Source organism: Ruminococcus sp. RTP21198st1_G1_RTP21198_201120 (assembly GCF_040924265.1).
Taxonomy (GTDB): Bacteria; Bacillota; Clostridia; order Oscillospirales; family Ruminococcaceae; genus Hominimerdicola; species Hominimerdicola aceti.
Genome location: NZ_JBCOMH010000008.1, coordinates 99607 through 116818, shown reverse-complemented (window position 1 = coordinate 116818; position 17212 = coordinate 99607). Strand labels below are relative to the sequence as shown.

Here is a 17212-nt window from a genome sequence, read left to right as displayed (position 1 = left end):
AATAAAGTCGCCTCCATAAAAAATTTTCTGTATAAATTATCATATAAAGTGATAAAACATACAAAGCTGTGATTTATTATACCATATTTATAAGATTTCGTCAAGTATCGTTAGCATACGAAGGAATATTTATGCTTCAAAAAATTTCGCAAAAAATTTTGAAAAAGGGGTTGACAAGACAGATGAACTGTGCTATAATAATTAAGTCGCTGAGAGAGAACGACACAAAAACAAATAATTAATGTGGACAGGTGTCCGAGTGGTTTAAGGAGCTGGTCTTGAAAACCAGTGATACGGCAACGTACCGTGGGTTCGAATCCCACCCTGTCCGCCACATTTTTTATATATACAGGTTTGCGGATTTACCCAAGTGGTGAAGGGGCTCCCCTGCTAAGGGAGTAGGTCTGGAAACGGGCGCGAGAGTTCAAATCTCTCAATCCGCGCCAGCAAAAGTCTAAGCTTTTGCTTGTATCCGCTTTACGTTATGTAGAGCGGATTTTTTTATTATATAAATACACAAATGCCGCAGAGATATCTGTCCTCTGCGGCGTTTTTTTATTCTGCAAGCCCTGCGGCACTTTTCATTCTGTTTTTGAAGAAATGGTCGAATACTGCCACACACCTTCCCACAAGGAGCATTGCCGCCACCGTTCCGATACCGATACCTATTATCCGCTTGTCAAACAGCAGACCTATCACGCAGGCAATGGCAACACACGATGCGTCAAGAATATTCTTGCCAAAGCCCATGTTCTTTCCAAAGGCTTTTCCTATAGCCTGGGCAAGACCGTCGGCTGGGTTCGGCACGAACTTCATGGCTATCATCATTGACATTCCCGCACCCGTGCAGATTATCGCTGCTGCAAGATACAGCGTGTTTTCCCACAAATGTCCGAAATTGAAATCAAGCAGCTTTGAAAACATATTCAGCAGCAGGCTGAACACAATACTGAATGGTATTTGCAGCCAGTCTATAACAGTTCTGTCGCTACCTTTTATTATCATTTCTATCACAACGAACAGTGCATATGTAGCAAAAGTCACAAGAGAAAAATTCACGTCCCATATACTCGATATGGCAAATGGCACTGATATAATAGTGGATACACCTAGCCCTGTTTTGATGTTCATCGTTATCCCTGCGGCAAGTATCACAAGCCCCATGGCATATATAGCCGCCCTTGCGGCATAATTCTTCTTTTCCAAACCAAATTCGCCTCCATACCAATTATACCACCTTCATCACACTTTTTCAAGAGCACAAAAAAGCTGCCGCACCAAAAGGCACAGCAGCTTTTATACTATATAATAGTATCAGAGTTATTGATTATTCCTTTGGACCTGCTGATACAAGAGCCTTACCTGCTGGGTTGCCCTCATACTTAGCAAAGTTCTTAACAAATCTGCTTGCAAGATCCTTAGCCTTTGTCTCCCACTCGGAAGCGTCAGCATATGTGTCACGAGGATCGAGAATTGCAGGATCAACACCTGGAAGCTCTGTTGGAACTTCAAAGTCAAAGTGTGGTATCTTCTTTGTAGGTGCGTTGAGAATATCGCCGTTAAGGATAGCGTCGATAATTCCACGAGTATCCTTGATAGAGATTCTCTTGCCTGTGCCGTTCCAACCTGTGTTTACCAGGTATGCCTTAGCACCGCTCTTCTGCATCTTCTTAACAAGCTCTTCAGCATACTTTGTTGGGTGAAGCTCAAGGAAAGCCTGACCGAAGCAAGCTGAGAATGTTGGTGTAGGCTCAGTGATTCCACGCTCTGTACCTGCAAGCTTTGCAGTAAAGCCAGAGAGGAAGTAATACTGTGTCTGCTCTGGTGTGAGGATAGATACTGGAGGCAGTACACCAAATGCGTCTGCTGAAAGGAAGATAACGTTCTTTGCAGCAGGTGCAGAAGAAATAGGTCTTACAATGTTCTGGATATGGTCGATAGGATAAGATACACGAGTGTTCTCTGTAACGCTCTTATCAGCAAAGTCGATCTTGCCGTTCTCGTCAAGAGTTACGTTCTCAAGAAGAGCGTCTCTTCTGATAGCGTTGTAGATATCAGGCTCAGAATCCTTATCAAGGTTGATTACCTTAGCATAGCAGCCGCCCTCGAAGTTGAATACTCCGTTGTCGTCCCAGCCGTGCTCGTCGTCACCGATAAGAAGTCTCTTAGGGTCTGTAGAAAGTGTTGTCTTACCTGTACCGGACAGACCAAAGAAGATAGCTGTGTTCTCACCGTTCTTGTCTGTGTTAGCTGAGCAGTGCATTGAAGCCATGCCCTTGAGTGGAAGGAAGTAGTTCATCATTGAGAACATACCCTTCTTCATCTCTCCACCGTACCAAGTGTTGATGATTACCTGCTCACGGCTTGTGATGTTGAACATAACAGCTGTCTCAGAGTTAAGACCAAGCTCCTTATAGTTCTCTACCTTAGCCTTTGAAGCGTTGTATACAACGAAGTCAGGCTCAAAGTTCTCAAGCTCCTCAGCAGTTGGCTTGATAAACATATTTGTTACAAAGTGAGCCTGCCAAGCAACCTCAACGATGAAACGGATAGCCATTCTTGTATCCTTGTTAGCGCCGCAGAATGCGTCAACTACGAAAAGTCTCTTATTTGAAAGCTCCTTGATAGCGAGTTCCTTAACAGACTTCCAAGCCTCCTGTGAAGCTGGGTGGTTGTCGTTCTTGTACTCGTCAGAAGTCCACCAAACAGTGTCCTTAGAATTTTCGTCCATAACGATGAACTTATCTTTAGGTGAACGGCCTGTATAAACGCCTGTCATAACGTTTACTGCGCCAAGCTCACTTTCCTGACCCTTTTCATAGCCTTCGAGTGTTGGCTTTGTTTCTTCCTCGAACAGCTGCTCGTAAGAAGGATTGTAAACAACTTCTGTAGTTCCGGTGATACCGTACTTGCTCAAATCGATCTTTGACATGTTGCAATAACTCCTTTTCAAAAAAATATCGTTAATAGGCGCTATAATGAAACAGCACACGCCGGCACATTCATTTTCTTTCCTTATTATAAAGCATAAGCTATACAGAAATTCATCTGACAATTGAAAACACACTGCCAGCATTTCATGCTGTGCTCCTATTACAGCAATATAATTATACCACATATTTTTCTGAATTGCAAGGGTAAACGCAGATTTTGTGAGCTGATTTTTTACATTTCGCTTAAATCTATAACGATTTTTTATGAATAAATGTAATTTCATGGTATAAAATAGATAATAAAAGATATTGACTATTATCAATAGTTAGTCTAAGCTTGCGCGGACGATTTTGCAGTATCAATATAAAATAATTGCATTTTTATGCTTCTTTGCAAAAAAAATGCCCCAAATTATGCAGGCAAATCCCGCTTTCCTGCAAACAGAAAAAAGGCAGTCCACAAGGAACTGCCCTTCTCCGAAATATCAACAATAGGGGAGATCTTATTTACTTTTTCTTCTTAGCCATGACCACAGCCGCACCGCTCAGAAGTGCAAGAGCGAATGCTCCTCCAGCAACGCCGGTTGATGGGTTTGTGTTTGAAGCGTTTGAAGCTGCCTTTGAGCTGCTGTCTGACTTGCTGTCAGTTGCCTTGCTGTCAGAAGATGAGCTGTCGGAAGATGAGCTGTCGGAAGCAGAACTGCTCGTATCTGACGAAGCATCAGAACTGCTTACGCTGTCAGGCTGTGAAGAAGCAGGTGCTTTCTTTACAAGGTTTGCCACGGCGTCATTTATAGCCTTTACCATAGCGTCCACATCAGCCTGCTCTGTGATGTTCTTTGTTCTGTCAATAGCGGCAAGAGCCTTTTCGACTTCTGAGAAGTCCTCATAATCGTCTTTGTTGAGAGCCTTTGCGGCTTTCTCTGCCTTGTCAAGCTCTGTATAGTCTGCTGACTTGTAAACAAGTGCCTCAACAGCATCGTTTATGTCTTTCGCCATTTTGTCAACATCTGACTGCTGTGTAAGGTTTTTAGTTCTGTCGATAGCTTCAAGTGCCTTTTCTACGGCTGTAAAGTCCACATAGTTGTCCTTATTAAGAGCCTTTGCAGCTTCTTCTGCTTTGTCTACTTTTGTGTAGTCAGCGTCAGCTATCTCAAAAACACCTGAGCTGTCCTTATGTGCCATAAACGGATCCTCGCACTCATCAACATGGAAGGTTCCGCCTGTTATCTCGCACTTTTCACAATCATAGAGGAAAATACCTTTTTTGCCTTTAAGCGTTATATCGCCTGCTGAAATAATGCCATTCTTAACATTACCAGAACCCAGATATACGTCAGCGAGGCCACCCTCAAGATCAAGCTTGCCGCCCTCTATTCTAAGACCTGTCTTTGGCTCAGGAGCACCTATGCCAACAACAAACAGACCTATTCTTCCGGCCTTAACATTGACCTCTCCACCGTATATCTCGATAGAACCGTTAGCATACAGACCATCGTTCCAACCATCTTGAGGGTCTGCCATAGTTGTATCAATATTCACAGCCGCTTCCATTACTTTTATGGTATACAAAGTAATGGCTGCACCGCCCTGAATATCAACTGTACCTGACTCAAAGGTGATATTTGGCTGATCCATTGAAGGAAGATTGCCTGTTTCAACAAGGCTAAGCTTACTTTCTTTAGCTTCGCCTTTTAAAGTCAAACCAGTATCTTTTGAGCCTCTATCCGTCCTGCTAATAATAGTTGCTGATGATTCAAGCTTGTTTTCACCCTTGAAAAGTATCGTTGTAGACTTTAAGCCGTCAACTTTTATACTCGACTTATTTCCTGTAGAAAAATCTACATTGTCAAGAGTAAGCGTCAGAGTATCAGCGTCCCAGCTCCAGCCCTCGTCTTCATTTTTCTGATCGTTCTGAAATCCTGCCACTGTAAGGTCAAGAGTTGTAGTTCTCTGCTGATTTGCCGCAAAAACATTTATTGCAGGCAAAGATGCCATACATATGACTGTTGCGAGCATCGTGCTAAAAATTCTTGTCTTTTTCATATTTATCCTCCCGAAATATAAGACTTCATATCATATTTGCATTGCGATATAAAACCGCCCTGCTTATAATTATGATAGCAGAGCGGTAATAATTTTTCAACTGTTTTGACACAAACGGTCAAAAATCAGCACAAGCGGTATTCATTTAAACAAATAATGTATGAAAGTCCCACTTACTTCCTTTATATATCTATTTAATGGATATATTACTTTTTCTTCTTAGCCATGACCACAGCCGCACCGCTCAGAAGTGCAAGAGCGAATGCTCCACCTGCAACACCGGTCGATGGGTTTGTGTTTGAAGCGTTTGAAGCCGCCTTTGAGCTGCTGTTTGACTTGCTGTCAGAAGATGAGCTGTCAGAAGTGGAACTGCTCGTATCTGACGAAGCATCAGAACTGCTTACGCTGTCAGGCTGTGAAGAAGCAGGAGCTTTCTTTACAAGGTTTGCCACAGCGTCGTTTATAGCCTTTACCATAGCGTCCACGTCAGCCTGCTCTGTGATGTTCTTTGTTCTGTCGATAGCGGCAAGAGCCTTTTCGACTTCTGAGAAGTCCTCATAATCGTCCTTGTTGAGAGCCTTTGCGGCTTTCTCTGCCTTGTCAAGCTCTGTATAGTCTGCTGACTTGTAAACAAGTGCTTCAACGGCATCGTTTATGTCTTTCGTCATTTTGTCAACATCTGACTGCTGTGCAAGATCTCTATACCCTCTTAAAGCCTCAACTGCACTGTACAAGTTTGCAACGCTTTCATTTGTGTAGACAGAAAGGTCGGCAGGAATATTACCCAGCACTTCATAAACATTGCTGTAGTCAGCAGGCTCAGCACCGCAGGCAGGAGTATCGTTATTACGCTTAGTCCATACGTTTGATGAGCCGTTGAGCACATTTAAAAAGCTGTCTGTTTTCATATCGTCAATAGTAAGAGAAGCTGCTGATTCCGTATTTTTTGCTGTATTTTGTATGTTGTAGTAGCAATTTTGAATCGTACTTCTATTCATCGTATCTTGCATTGCAAAAGCATAAGCGGAAGAAGAAATATCAGATACAAGACCTGTTGCATAGCAATTCTTTACAGTGCCATAATAGTTATTGCTTGCAGCGTCAGTACCCATGAATGACGCACCAACAAAACTATTGCTTACATCACCCTTTGCATAGCAGTTGCTGATGTTAAGACCTGAGATGTTTCCAACAAAGCCGCCTGCATATTCTGCACCTGTTATATTGCCTGTGGCATAGCAATTTTCTATCAAAGTTTCATCAATTGTCACTCCATTACCTATTCCAACGAAGCCACCTACTGCAATGCCACGTCCGTTTCCTGTTACCTCAACAGAAACGTCTGCACCGCAATATTTAGCAGATGAGCCTTTTGCGAGCGTACCAACAAAGCCACCAACATTGCCCTTTTTTGTTGATTCCTCTATCTTTCCAGAAACACGGCTGTGGCTCACTGTTGTACCTCCGTCCTGAATGCCTACTAATCCGCCTATGCTGTTAAGAGCAACATAGCTGCCGTCAGAGCCTGCCTTCATGTCAAGACCGATAACAGTACAATTTACTATATCGCCCATAGAATAACCTACAAGCGCACCTCCCATGCGGAAGCCATATCCACTGCTGTGATTTCCGCCAACATAGTTTATAGAAACATTTTCAAGAACTACGTCCTCGATAGTGCCGCTGGTCGCACCGAACAAGCCGCATACATCGCCAATGTATGGCGATGTTTCTGTTCCAATGGTAAGATTTTTGATAGTATAACCATTTCCGTCAAAGTTGCCAGAGAAAACAAAATATTCATGACCACCCATAATAAGATCCGCCACAGTTTCTCCTACTGGAGTCCACTCTTTTCCACCGAGGTCGATATCCTCTGTAAGCTCAAAGTATGTGTCTGCATATTTTTCACCATATTCCTCTGCGTTCACTCTTTTCGCAAAATACGCAAGCTGTGAGCCAGTAGCTATTTGATAAGGGTCATCTTTTGTGCCTTTTCCTCCTGCAAAAGACTCCGCTACAGAGCCGTCCCAGACCTCTGTACCGTCAGCAAAAACAGAAACAGGCACTAAGCTTGCCGCAAGACCCATCGTCACCAAAAGACTTAAAATCTTCTTTTTCATTCTAATTCCTCCATTATATTTTTCGGGGTTGATATTTCTTTTTTACTCAGAACATAAATTTTTCACGATTATTTTAACACAACCCACATACTTGTCAACAAGTTTGACACAAACGATCAAAAATCTGCACAAGCGGTATTCATTTAAACAAATAATGTATGAAAGCCCCACTTAATTGCTTTATATATCTATTTAATGGATATATTACTTTTTCTTCTTAGCCATGACCACAGCCGCACCGCTCAGAAGTGCAAGAGCGAACGCTCCGCCAGCAACGCCTGTTGACGGGTTTGTGTTTGAAGCGTTTGAAGCCGCCTTTGAGCTGCTGTCTGACTTGCTATCGGCTGATGAGCTGTCAGAAGCGGAACTGTCAGGCTGTGAAGAAGCAGGTGTTTTCTTTACAAGGTTTGCCACAGCGTCATTTATAGCCTTTACCATAGCGTCAACATCAGCCTGCTCTGTGATGTTCTTCGTTCTGTCGATAGCTGCAAGGGCCTTTTCGACTTCTGAGAAGTCCTCATAATCGTCTTTGTTGAGAGCCTTTGCGGCTTCCTCTGCCTTGTCAAGCTCTGTGTAGTCTGCTGACTTGTATGCAAGTTCAAAAACCTGTGTATGTGTTGCGATATCTGCTGAAATAGTTATTTCCTTGCTGAGAGGCTCGCAATCGTCAGCAGTTACCTCTACTGTGTAAGTGCCTGATGTAAGCATTGCAGTATTGTTTGTTATCTCTTTTCCGTCTACCTTTATTACAACATTTTTCAGGTCAGCAGGTGTTACTTCAAAATCAACTGCATATTCCTTAGTTGGCAGGACAGGCGTTTTTCCCTCAACATACTGATACTTTGCACCGTCGGCTGTCAGCTCGTCATAAAATTCTTTTGTTGTCATATAGTCATATGATTTAGCCTTGCCTGCTTCTTTATTTGAACCGCAAGCTTCAACATTTTCTGTTTCTGTGAAATAGTTGTTTTTAAAGTCAGTTGTAGACGAGGAATCCTTCCCCACTATTCCGCCGAAACGTGTATATGGCTTTTTGGCTGAGTACTGTGAAAGGTCAATTTCTCCTGCAAAATAGCAATCACTTACAGAACCGCCGGCTACTGAACCAACAATACCGCCTACATCTGTGGTTCCGTTGCCAACCGGCGTGAGTTTTCCTGTAACATAGCTGTTTATAACCTTGGAATCGCCATACAAACGTCCTACGATACCGCCGGCGTCTGGTGCAGCATATACCATATCGCCTGTGCTTGAACAATAGCGGACTTCCGTTCCAATCTGCGCATATCCAACTATACCGCCGACATAAACACTTTCGTTGTCGCCTGAGATAGTTATGTCTGCTGTGTTCTCACAATATTCAAAAGTTGTGCCGTATGCCTGACCTACCATGCCTATGAAGCCATAAACATATTTGCCGTTATTGTTGAACGATACGTTTGACACACAATCAGAAATAGTACAATCACCTGCAAATCCTGCAATAGTGCCATAAACAGTATATTCGTTATCAGTATTTGTCACATCCAGATTTCCCTCTATAGTCAGACCTGATACCTCTGCTTCCTCGATATCGCCAAAGAAACCGACCAACAAATCTTTACCATAAATAGACGTAAAATCAATGTTTGAAATAGTATGACCGTTTCCGTAGAATTTGCCGCTGAAACAATGTTCAATATAGCCGTTTTCATCGAAAACGTTTCCGATAGGCGTCCATACAACACCTGTCAAGTCAAGGTCATTTTCAAGAACAACAACTGCGTCCTTATTCTTGTCATAATCTCCGTTGTTTACCGCTTTTGAAAACGCCAACAGGTCGTCAACAGTTTTTATTACCGTCTTATTATCGTCTGCAAATGCCGTTGTCGGCACAAACAAAAGACAGCCCGTCACCAAAAGACTTAAAATTTTCTTTTTCATTCTAATTCCTCCATAATATTTTTCGTTGCTGATATTTCTTTTTTACTCAGAACATAATTTTACACGATTATTTTAACACAGACTACACACTTTGTCAATAAATTTAGCACAAACGGTCAAAAATCTGCACAAGCGGTAACAAAATAAATGAATAATGCTTGAATTTTGCTTTGATGTGTGTTATTATATATTAAGAAATCATGTATAAGAAAGGATTTTTACAGTATGAGAGTGGCATTGGTAGACGATAATAAAAACGACCTTGCACTTCTTCATGAATATATTTCCGAACAAACCGCTCACAGCTGTCAGATAGATACGTTTTCAAGCGGAGAAAGCTTTTTATCATGTTGGCAGATGGGAGCTTATGATCTGGTGGTGCTTGATATATTCATGGGGAAAATGACAGGGATAGAGGTCGCAGAAAAGCTTCGTGAAACAGACAAAAACGTGCATATCGCATTCGGCACTTCAAGCAACGAGTTTGCAAGCGAAAGCTACGACCTCAACGCCTGCTACTATCTTTGTAAGCCCTTTCAGGCTGACAAAGTAAAAGCAATGCTCGACCGGATCGGTTCTGATGAAATTGATCGTATGCGTTCAGTTAAGCTTCCCGACGGTCAGAACGTGATACTCAGAAATGTTATCTACATAGACTGTGCGTCACATATCGTGACAATCCATTGCACAGACGGTGAAAGCATAGTTTCAAGAAATTCTTTCGCTGAGATCGAGAGCATTTTTTGCAGTCATTCATACTTTTACACCTCCACCAAAGGCGTCATCGTGAATTTCTATGAGATAGCCCAGCAAAAAAGCGACCTTTTCATAATGAGCGACGGCACACATATCCCCATAAGCCGCCGAAAATCCAGAGAAACATTAGACGCCTTCGCTCAGTTTCGCTTCAGTGATCTGCGAAAAGGCGGTGAGCAGTAATGCCTCCTTTATACCGCCTTGTGGAAGTGGGCATATATTCCCTTCTGAATTTTCTGCCACTTATGGTGCTTGCCCTTTATCCCTTCCGGCATAGGCTTCGCTTTTCCAAAACAGCTACTGTGGGACTTGTTGTGGCTCTTTCACTGGTGCAGATCTTCTTAGGCTGGCAGGCGGCATTTTTCAGCACAAATGCAGGTCTGCTAAGTGCAGTCAGCACCCTGCTCTATGCGGCTTTTTACTTTTTCGCTGTGAAGGTCAAGGTCGGCAAAACAGGCTTCACACTGCTTCTGCTTTCAAATAACGCAAGCTTTATCGTCATTACCTCAAAGTGTCTGGAGGGCATTCTGTTCCCGTCACTTGCCTATGAGTCATACCGCTGGTCGTTTTCCCTTTGTATGCTTATGACAGAAGCCGTGGTATGGGGGCCGCTTTTTATCTACATGAAAAAGGTCTACACACCTGCGGTGGAAAGAGAGCCGTCAGGTCTGGAGTGGCGCTATCTTTGGCTTATCCCATTTACGTTCTATATAATATGGTACTATACTCTCTACGGCAACTCTACGAAAAGCAGCTTAGAGCTTGCTCTGGAGCCAAAGAACACCATAGCTCTGTTCTTTATAAATGCAGGAGCGTTTCTGGTGTATTACATCGTGGCACTGCTGGTCAGCGAACAGCAGAAAAATCTGCGGCTTCAGGAAAATAACCACCTGCTTGAAATGCAGAACCTGCAATATGACTATTTGCAGGATAAGATAAAAGAAACAAGACGCTATAAGCATGATGTCAGACATCATATCGCTCTTATGCAGGAGCTTCTGAAAAAGGGCGAATACGATAAGCTTTCGGAATATCTCAATTCTTTCAGGGATTCTATGCCCGATATATCAGAACACATTTACTGCAAAAACACATCTGTAAGCGCACTTCTTGCATATTTTGCTCAAATAGCGGAAAGCAGCGGCATTGAATACAAGGTGAGTGCTGACATCCCAGATGACATAAAAATAGACATAACCGACCTCTCTGTGCTTTTCGGAAATCTTATCGAAAATGCCATTCACGGCTGCGTGTCTGACAGTGCAAAGAATAAAAAAATAATAATCAGAGCAAAGGCTGACATCTATTCCCTTTGCCTAGCGGTGGACAACACCTTCACCGGAACTATACTCACCGACCCAGAAGGCGGTTTCCTTTCCTCAAAACGCAATGGCAAAGGGATCGGCACAGAGTCTGTCAAGAACATTGCCGCCAAATACAATGGCGTAGCTAAATTTGAATACGGTGACGGAATGTTTTACGCTTCCGTAATGCTGAACATATGAAAAAGGCGGAAAGCTCGCAAAGAGCCTCCGCTTTTTCTATTATATATAGTATATCCGTTTTGCTGTTCTTAATTGTCGCTTATATCACACACTGCCACGCTTGTAACAGGGTCAATGTCAGAGATGTCAACGCCGTATTGATATGGGTTGAGTTCAAAAGTCTCGCTGTCCGTCTGAGCCTGCATTCTTTTATATGTTTCATCAAGCTGTTCGTCAGTGAGGTCAAAGCCGAACCACCATGTTCTGCCGTTTATTGTCGCTGATACGATTCGGTTTCTGTCTGTATTTGAAAGATACATAAGTGGCTTTTCACCCAGAGCGTTGCAAAGCTCGTTGTATGTCATGCCCACATAGATATTCTTTGTGATGTATGCACCATTGTAAAGCTCCACCCTTGTGACAGGCAGGCTTTCGTCAACATAGCCCTTGCCTGTTTCGGTATTCAAAGCCGCCCTGCCGAAGTGATACTGCGGAAAAGCCGAGCACTGATACATAGAATCATAGCCGTTTTGAACGAATGTTGGATAAACAAACTCATAGTTGTTGTCTGCCATTTTGAGCATATCCCCCACTGTATTTGAAAACAGCTCCTCGCCTGGTTTGTCTGCACTTGGGAGGACAGCGCTTGTATTTTCGCCTTGCGTATCTGTAACAGGAGTATCGGTTTGCACAGGTGCAGGTGCAGTTGTCACGGCGGTGTCTGTTACCTTTTCAGGCTCGCTTGACGGCTCAGATATGCTGTCTGTTTCAGCTTTTGACGAACTGATTTCAGGTATCTTCTCTGATGAAGCGTCTGCCATACTGCTGTCAGAAAGGTCAAGGCTATCGTCATTTAAGCTGTCTGAAACACTGCTGTCATCGTGAACGCCGAAGCCGTTGTTGTTCACTCCACGGAGAGCCAATGGTATGCTCACTGCCACCACCACAGCCGCCGCAGTTCCCACTATCTTTATAGCAGCGGAAGAGGTTTTCAACGCTGTAACAGGTGAAGCCGCTGTCATTGCATACTTTTTCGGCAGAGCCGCTCTCATCATTGCGCTCATAGGCACAGCCGCAAATGCGCCGCCCTCAAAGATACGCTCTATCTCTTTCTTTATCTTTGCCCTCGCCTTAAAAAGCTTCTGCTTGGCGGCATTCTCGCTTATCTCCAAAATCTCGGACACTTTTTTCAGCGGCATGCCGTCATAATAATAAAGTATCACCGCCGACCTCTGCTCAGGCTTCAGCCCCTCTATGACCTTTTTCAGACAGCGTTTAAGCTCCTTGCTATCGGCATAATCCTCAGGGAGCATAACAGTATCGTCAGCATGGATATCCTCGCTGAGGTTTTCGTCATCAAGGCTTATGTTATCCTCTCTGCCCTTTTGTCTGAAATACATTCTGCACTTGTTGAAAGCGATAGAGTGAAGCCACGTTTCATAATGCTCAGGCTCTTTCAGCGACCCTATCCCCTCCATTGAAGCCAAAAAGCTGTCCTCGGAGATATCCTCTGCGGTATGCTTATCCCCAACGTTTTTCAGCACGAAGAAATAAAGCTTCTCGTGGAACTCTTTGTACAGCTTCTCAAAAGCTGTCTTTTCACCATTTTGAGCCTTTTCTACAACGGCTCTCAATTCATTCTTGTTCATTCACATATCCCTCCAAGACAAGTATGCGTATCAACCTTTTCATCTGCGCCTCTGCCTCATCGTCTGTCTGACGAGTTTCCTCGTTCATGGACCTTAGGACAAAGGCGATGACATCTCCAAGCTTTGCATTTTTCATTTTTATCTCCGTTTCATGCTCTCTCGTTTTTGCCCTTTCATATACTTAGTTGCAGTTATCCCGATATGGTTATCATAACATCACACTTTTGTATATCTGCACAAAAACGCACCCCACAGCCTATGAAAAATACACAACCTTATGACGCATACTGTCTTAATACTCATTATACTATATTTATGTATATTAAGCAACTATTTTTCAAAACTTGCCATAATAGATAATTCACATATCATTAATAAAATGCTTCTTGTATCTCTTGTGCAATATGCTATAATCTAGTTGAAAATACGGAAAGAATTCCGTATAAAGTTAATAAATCAAACAAATCGGAGGTAATTCATTATGATGGGAAGACTCAGAGCAATGCGTGAGCCGCTCAAATATGTTCAGGGCAGAGATGCTACACTTAAGTTTCATGAAGAAATGGGCTATATGGGCAAAAGGTGGCTGTTTGTATGTTCAAACAGTGGCTACAAAGCCTGTCATGACAAGATAGAGAAAAGCTTTGGCGAACTTGACGATTACAGACGCTATGAAGTATTTGGTGGTATATCAAGCAAGGGCGAGATAGCCAAAATGGAAGAGATAGTAAAGGCTGACAACATCGACACAGTAGTTGCAGTTGGCGGCGGAAGCGCAGTTGATACTGCAAAAGCTACAGCATACTACACAGGCAAGCACATTGTTATCGTGCCTACAGTTGCGGCAACAGATGCGCCATGTACAGGTCTGTCAGTAATATACAATGATGACCACAGCTTTGACAAATATCTTTTCTATCCTACCAATCCAGACGCAGTAATGGTAGACACAACAGTTATCGCAAACGCACCTGTAAAGTTCCTTATTGCAGGCATGGGCGATGCACTTGGTACATATTTTGAGGGCAGAGCTTCCATAAGAACAGAGTCCGCAAGCCTTGAAGGCACAGGCATCACAAGAGCAGGACAGGCACTTGCAAGACTTTGCTATGACACGCTGAAAACATATGGCAAGCAGGCAGTTGAGGCTTGCAAGGTACACGCAGTTACACCTGCTCTTGAAGCTATCTGCGAGGCTAACGTATATCTTTCAGGTGTTGGAGCAGACAACGTAAACTGTGCGGCTGCACACTCGTTCTACAATGGCGTAACATCATTGGGAATCAAGCACGCAGACCACGGCTGTTGTGTAGCCCTTGGTACACTGGTTCAGCTTGTACTTGAGGGTGCGCCAAAGGAAGAGTTTGAAGAGGTACAGAACTTCTGCCTTGAAGTGGGACTTCCTGTCACACTTGAAGAGATCGGTGTAACTACACCTGAGCAGGTAGAAACTATCGCAAAGAACGCTTGTATTCCAGGCGAAACTATCCACAATCTTGCAGGCGACGTACAGCCTATCGAACTTTATGACGCTATCATGCAGGCAGACGCAATGGGCAAGATAGCACTGGGAAAATAAAGAATAGTATATATTTAAAATAATATTGCCACCCACGGCTGATTTAGCTGTGGGTGGTTTTCTGTGCGAAAAAAAACAGAGAAACCCGATCAATGGGTTTCTCTGTTTGGATCAACTTATTAAATCATAATATCTTAGTAAAGTATATCTTCCTGCGAAGCTCAGTTGTCTGCAACGTCCATAAGCTCAACAGCAATATCGTCAGACCCGGTATCATCTGCATCAGCCTGAATATCGTCCGGCTTATCGTCCTCTATGACAGCTCCTGTAAAATCAATACAAACATTCTCGCTTTTGCCAAAACGAGCCATTGTGAGCAGATCGGTGACAGTCGAGCGTGTGACATGAGCGCCTGTGAAATCCATCACCACATTTGCAGAATTATCCTCGCTGTTTTTGCTGTTGATCTCATCACGAAGCTGGTCAAAATTCGTATCCTCAAGGTCTGCATAAGCTGAAAACTTTTTTGGCGCATAGAGCGTTGCAACAGCGTGCATAGCAATGAATACAAACCTGAAATCTTCGCAATCAAAGGTTCTGAAAGGTATCTCAAAAAGCCTCAGCATACCCTCGTCGGTCTTTTTGCATAAAACAGGCTTATATCTGTTCTGAGCCAGATCATAGGTGTATCTGTCTTCGTAAGCTTCATCGGTTAAGCTACCGTCTGGCATAGGCACGATCTCAAAGCGAGAAGTTTCATTGCACGTATTACAATAGCCTCCGACTATCACAAATCTGAAAACATAGTCGGTATTTTTCTCAAGTTTTTTGTCACAGCATATCTGCGTCCAGTCCCAATTCCAGTTTCCAATAGAATAGGCAATAACGTTTTCGCCGTCCTCATCGGTCACAAAATATTTAGCTATGACATTGTTTTCGCAGGACTTATCTGCCTTAAAATCTCTAGGATCAAAATCTATTACTTTACCCATATTGTTTACCTCCGTAACATCCACGGTCGGCTTATGAGTATCCAACATTCTTATAGTACATTTTTCACAGTCGCTTGCATACTCTGCCCGACCGTTCTTAACAAGCCCCTTAGCCCTTTTGGGATAGGTGGCTCCGATTCGTTTTCCGTTTATGTCTGTAACAATAACGTTTTTTTCTATGGGTATCTCCCCCTTGCACAGCAATATTAAATTAGTGCCTGTATTACACAGGCTTGCGTTTAGCTCCGACGCTGTTATTTTCTATGGGTGTCGTCCCCGGTCTTTGCTTAGGATAAGTTTAACAGACGTCCGGTCTTTTGTCAAGACTATATGCACCTTTTTGACATTACATACAATTGCGATCTTGCGGGCTTAGCACATATGCACAAGGGACATGAGTACATAAAATGCCCGTCACGGCGAGTGATTTCAAAATTTATCATAACGCAATTCTATCTCACCGGGAACAAAAAAATCCGTCCTGCCCAAAGTAAGACGGAAATTGGGTGCAGGATCGAAACTTTCGGAAAAAGGCCAGCGATTGGTGCTTGAAGTTTCTGAAAGACTAGGAAAAGAATAATTTTTGAAGCCCCGAACTGCAATATCAAAGTAAAAATAAAACAGCGTACCGCAGCCCCCTGCGATACGCTGTTCTCATATAAAATTACTTCTTTGTAGTAACACTCTTTGAAGCCGACCAAGCGCCGTAGTATTTCGTACCCTTTACAGTTGTGTAAGAACGAACACGAACGTAATATTTCTTTTTGCCCGAAAGCTTTGAAATAGTCTTGGTGTCGGTCTTGTTGTTTGTTATGGTAACTTTCTTTGCACTTGTGAACTTTGAGTTGGTAGCATACTGAATCTCGTATCCGGTAGCAGAGCCTTTCTGCGCCCAATCCACAAAGAATGCCTTTGACTTTGCCGTGAGCTTCTGTATCTCCTGCTTGGCAGGATTTATCTTGAACGTCTTTGTGATAGTGCCTGTGTAAGAGCCTTTTCCTGTGATTTTTACAGTGGCAGTGCCTATGCTCTTGTTGTTAGAGTATGAAACTGTGTAGTCAGTGCCTTTTTTCAATGTTTTGCCATTGTATTTAACAGTAATGCTCTGAGTGATGTTCTTGCCAGTGAAAGCCTTTGTGGAAATGCTCGAAACTGTGGCTTTCTTGAAGTTATTTTTGATACTGTAGGTCTTAGAAACTGAGCCAGTGTAATTGCCCTTGCCCTTAATAGTGACCTTTGCTGTTCCAACCTTGGTGTTGTTTGAATAGGAAGCTGTGTAATCTGTACCATTCTTCAAAGTTTTGCCGTTTAGCTTGACCGTTACACCAGGCTTCTTTGCCTTGCCGTCATAAGCGTAGGTCGAAGTTGAAAGTGTCACGCTTGCCTTTGAAATGCTAATTCTTGAAAGTGCAGGAATTTCAGCCGTTTCAAGAACTTTCTTGCAGACTGTACATTCCTTGTGCTTTGAGCCTTTAACTCCGATAGAAGCCGCCTTGTCGACTATCCAACCGCTTGACTTGTGACCTGTGGCATTTATCACTGTCTGAACTTTGATAACAGTATTGCAAACTGAGCAATGTGAGCCGTCTGTTTTGCCTGCGGTGGTGCAAGTAGCAGGGTAGCCCTTGTCGGTAACTGCGGTGTGACCCTTTGCAGGAAGCTTTTCTGTAACTGTTGCATTGCACTTTGTGCAAGTCTTTGTTTTTGTACCCTCTGATGTGCAAGTCGGCTGTTTTGTTACAACAGAATTTCCGTAGCTGTGACCTGTTGCCTTAGTTGTGCTATCC

12 protein-coding genes and 2 tRNA genes are annotated in these 17212 nt (G+C 43.2%); 5 read left to right on the top strand and 9 right to left on the bottom strand.

What is annotated here, in order from left to right; genetic code table 11:
* The first annotated feature begins 245 nt into the window (after window positions 1–245).
* Window positions 246–334, top strand: a tRNA-Ser gene (locus tag AB5627_RS06965).
* A gap of 22 nt (window positions 335–356) precedes the next feature.
* A tRNA-Ser gene (locus tag AB5627_RS06960) sits at window positions 357–446 on the top strand.
* 109 nt (window positions 447–555) lie between these two features.
* On the opposite strand, the gene AB5627_RS06955 is transcribed toward AB5627_RS06960, so the two are convergent.
* The 5 genes from AB5627_RS06955 to AB5627_RS06935 all read right to left on the bottom strand — a co-directional run bounded on the left by AB5627_RS06955 (window position 556) and on the right by AB5627_RS06935 (window position 9025).
* Window positions 556–1206: a YitT family protein gene (locus tag AB5627_RS06955; protein ID WP_022287492.1), complete on the bottom strand. Its 651-nt coding sequence runs from the start codon at window positions 1204–1206 to the stop codon at window positions 556–558.
* Window positions 1207–1327: 121 nt separating this feature from the next.
* Complete coding sequence (pckA, locus tag AB5627_RS06950; protein WP_022287493.1) at window positions 1328–2932, bottom strand: phosphoenolpyruvate carboxykinase (ATP); 1605 nt, start codon at window positions 2930–2932, stop codon at window positions 1328–1330.
* A gap of 508 nt (window positions 2933–3440) precedes the next feature.
* Window positions 3441–4979 carry an NPXTG-anchored protein gene (locus AB5627_RS06945; protein WP_368369754.1) on the bottom strand — a complete coding sequence of 513 codons (1539 nt, stop codon included), beginning with the start codon at window positions 4977–4979 and terminating at the stop codon, window positions 3441–3443.
* Between the two features lie 206 nt (window positions 4980–5185).
* Window positions 5186–7102, bottom strand: coding sequence for a GLUG motif-containing protein (locus AB5627_RS06940; RefSeq protein ID WP_368369753.1), 1917 nt, complete (start codon window positions 7100–7102; stop codon window positions 5186–5188).
* Between the two features lie 204 nt (window positions 7103–7306).
* Entirely contained in the window at window positions 7307–9025 is a 1719-nt protein-coding gene (locus AB5627_RS06935; RefSeq protein ID WP_333635024.1) for a GLUG motif-containing protein, read from the bottom strand.
* Between the two features lie 225 nt (window positions 9026–9250).
* Between AB5627_RS06935 and AB5627_RS06930 the strand changes: the two genes are divergently transcribed.
* Both AB5627_RS06930 and AB5627_RS06925 read left to right on the top strand, forming a co-directional pair.
* Entirely contained in the window at window positions 9251–9964 is a 714-nt protein-coding gene (locus AB5627_RS06930; RefSeq protein WP_022286578.1) for a LytTR family DNA-binding domain-containing protein, read from the top strand.
* Entirely contained in the window at window positions 9964–11286 is a 1323-nt protein-coding gene (locus tag AB5627_RS06925; protein WP_022286579.1) for a sensor histidine kinase, read from the top strand. Before AB5627_RS06930 ends, AB5627_RS06925 begins: the two co-directional genes overlap by 1 nt.
* A gap of 68 nt (window positions 11287–11354) precedes the next feature.
* On the opposite strand, the gene AB5627_RS06920 is transcribed toward AB5627_RS06925, so the two are convergent.
* Both AB5627_RS06920 and AB5627_RS06915 read right to left on the bottom strand, forming a co-directional pair.
* Window positions 11355–12914, bottom strand: a complete 1560-nt coding sequence (locus tag AB5627_RS06920) for an RNA polymerase sigma factor (protein ID WP_022286580.1) — start codon at window positions 12912–12914, stop codon at window positions 11355–11357.
* The gene (locus AB5627_RS06915; protein WP_022286581.1) at window positions 12901–13050 is read right to left on the bottom strand and encodes a hypothetical protein; all 150 of its coding nucleotides are present in this window, start codon (window positions 13048–13050) and stop codon (window positions 12901–12903) included. The genes AB5627_RS06920 and AB5627_RS06915 overlap by 14 nt, the downstream gene beginning before the upstream one ends.
* Before the next feature lie 345 nt (window positions 13051–13395).
* On the opposite strand from AB5627_RS06915, the gene AB5627_RS06910 reads away from it, so the two are divergent.
* Window positions 13396–14493, top strand: coding sequence for a glycerol dehydrogenase (locus tag AB5627_RS06910; protein ID WP_022286582.1), 1098 nt, complete (start codon window positions 13396–13398; stop codon window positions 14491–14493).
* A 161-nt stretch (window positions 14494–14654) separates the two neighbouring features.
* On the opposite strand, the gene AB5627_RS06905 is transcribed toward AB5627_RS06910, so the two are convergent.
* Both AB5627_RS06905 and AB5627_RS06900 read right to left on the bottom strand, forming a co-directional pair.
* Window positions 14655–15425, bottom strand: a complete 771-nt coding sequence (locus AB5627_RS06905; RefSeq protein ID WP_265291073.1) for a hypothetical protein — start codon at window positions 15423–15425, stop codon at window positions 14655–14657.
* Window positions 15426–16089: 664 nt separating this feature from the next.
* Window positions 16090–17212: fibronectin type III domain-containing protein (locus tag AB5627_RS06900; RefSeq protein WP_368369752.1), on the bottom strand; the 1123-nt coding region annotated here is incomplete at its 5' end.

Bases quoted from the DNA above. Each gene is read 5' to 3' on its own strand.
- AB5627_RS06940 (WP_368369753.1), bottom strand. From the start codon at position 7,102: ATGAAAAAGAAGATTTTAAGTCTTTTGGTGACGATGGGTCTTGCGGCA.
- AB5627_RS06945 (WP_368369754.1), bottom strand. From the start codon at position 4,979: ATGAAAAAGACAAGAATTTTTAGCACGATGCTCGCAACAGTCATATGT.
- AB5627_RS06925 (WP_022286579.1), top strand. From the start codon at position 9,964: ATGCCTCCTTTATACCGCCTTGTGGAAGTGGGCATATATTCCCTTCTG.
- AB5627_RS06930 (WP_022286578.1), top strand. From the start codon at position 9,251: ATGAGAGTGGCATTGGTAGACGATAATAAAAACGACCTTGCACTTCTT.
- AB5627_RS06910 (WP_022286582.1), top strand. From the start codon at position 13,396: ATGATGGGAAGACTCAGAGCAATGCGTGAGCCGCTCAAATATGTTCAG.
- AB5627_RS06915 (WP_022286581.1), bottom strand. From the start codon at position 13,050: ATGAAAAATGCAAAGCTTGGAGATGTCATCGCCTTTGTCCTAAGGTCC.
- AB5627_RS06905 (WP_265291073.1), bottom strand. From the start codon at position 15,425: ATGGGTAAAGTAATAGATTTTGATCCTAGAGATTTTAAGGCAGATAAG.
- AB5627_RS06920 (WP_022286580.1), bottom strand. From the start codon at position 12,914: ATGAACAAGAATGAATTGAGAGCCGTTGTAGAAAAGGCTCAAAATGGT.
- AB5627_RS06935 (WP_333635024.1), bottom strand. From the start codon at position 9,025: ATGAAAAAGAAAATTTTAAGTCTTTTGGTGACGGGCTGTCTTTTGTTT.
- pckA (WP_022287493.1), bottom strand. From the start codon at position 2,932: ATGTCAAAGATCGATTTGAGCAAGTACGGTATCACCGGAACTACAGAA.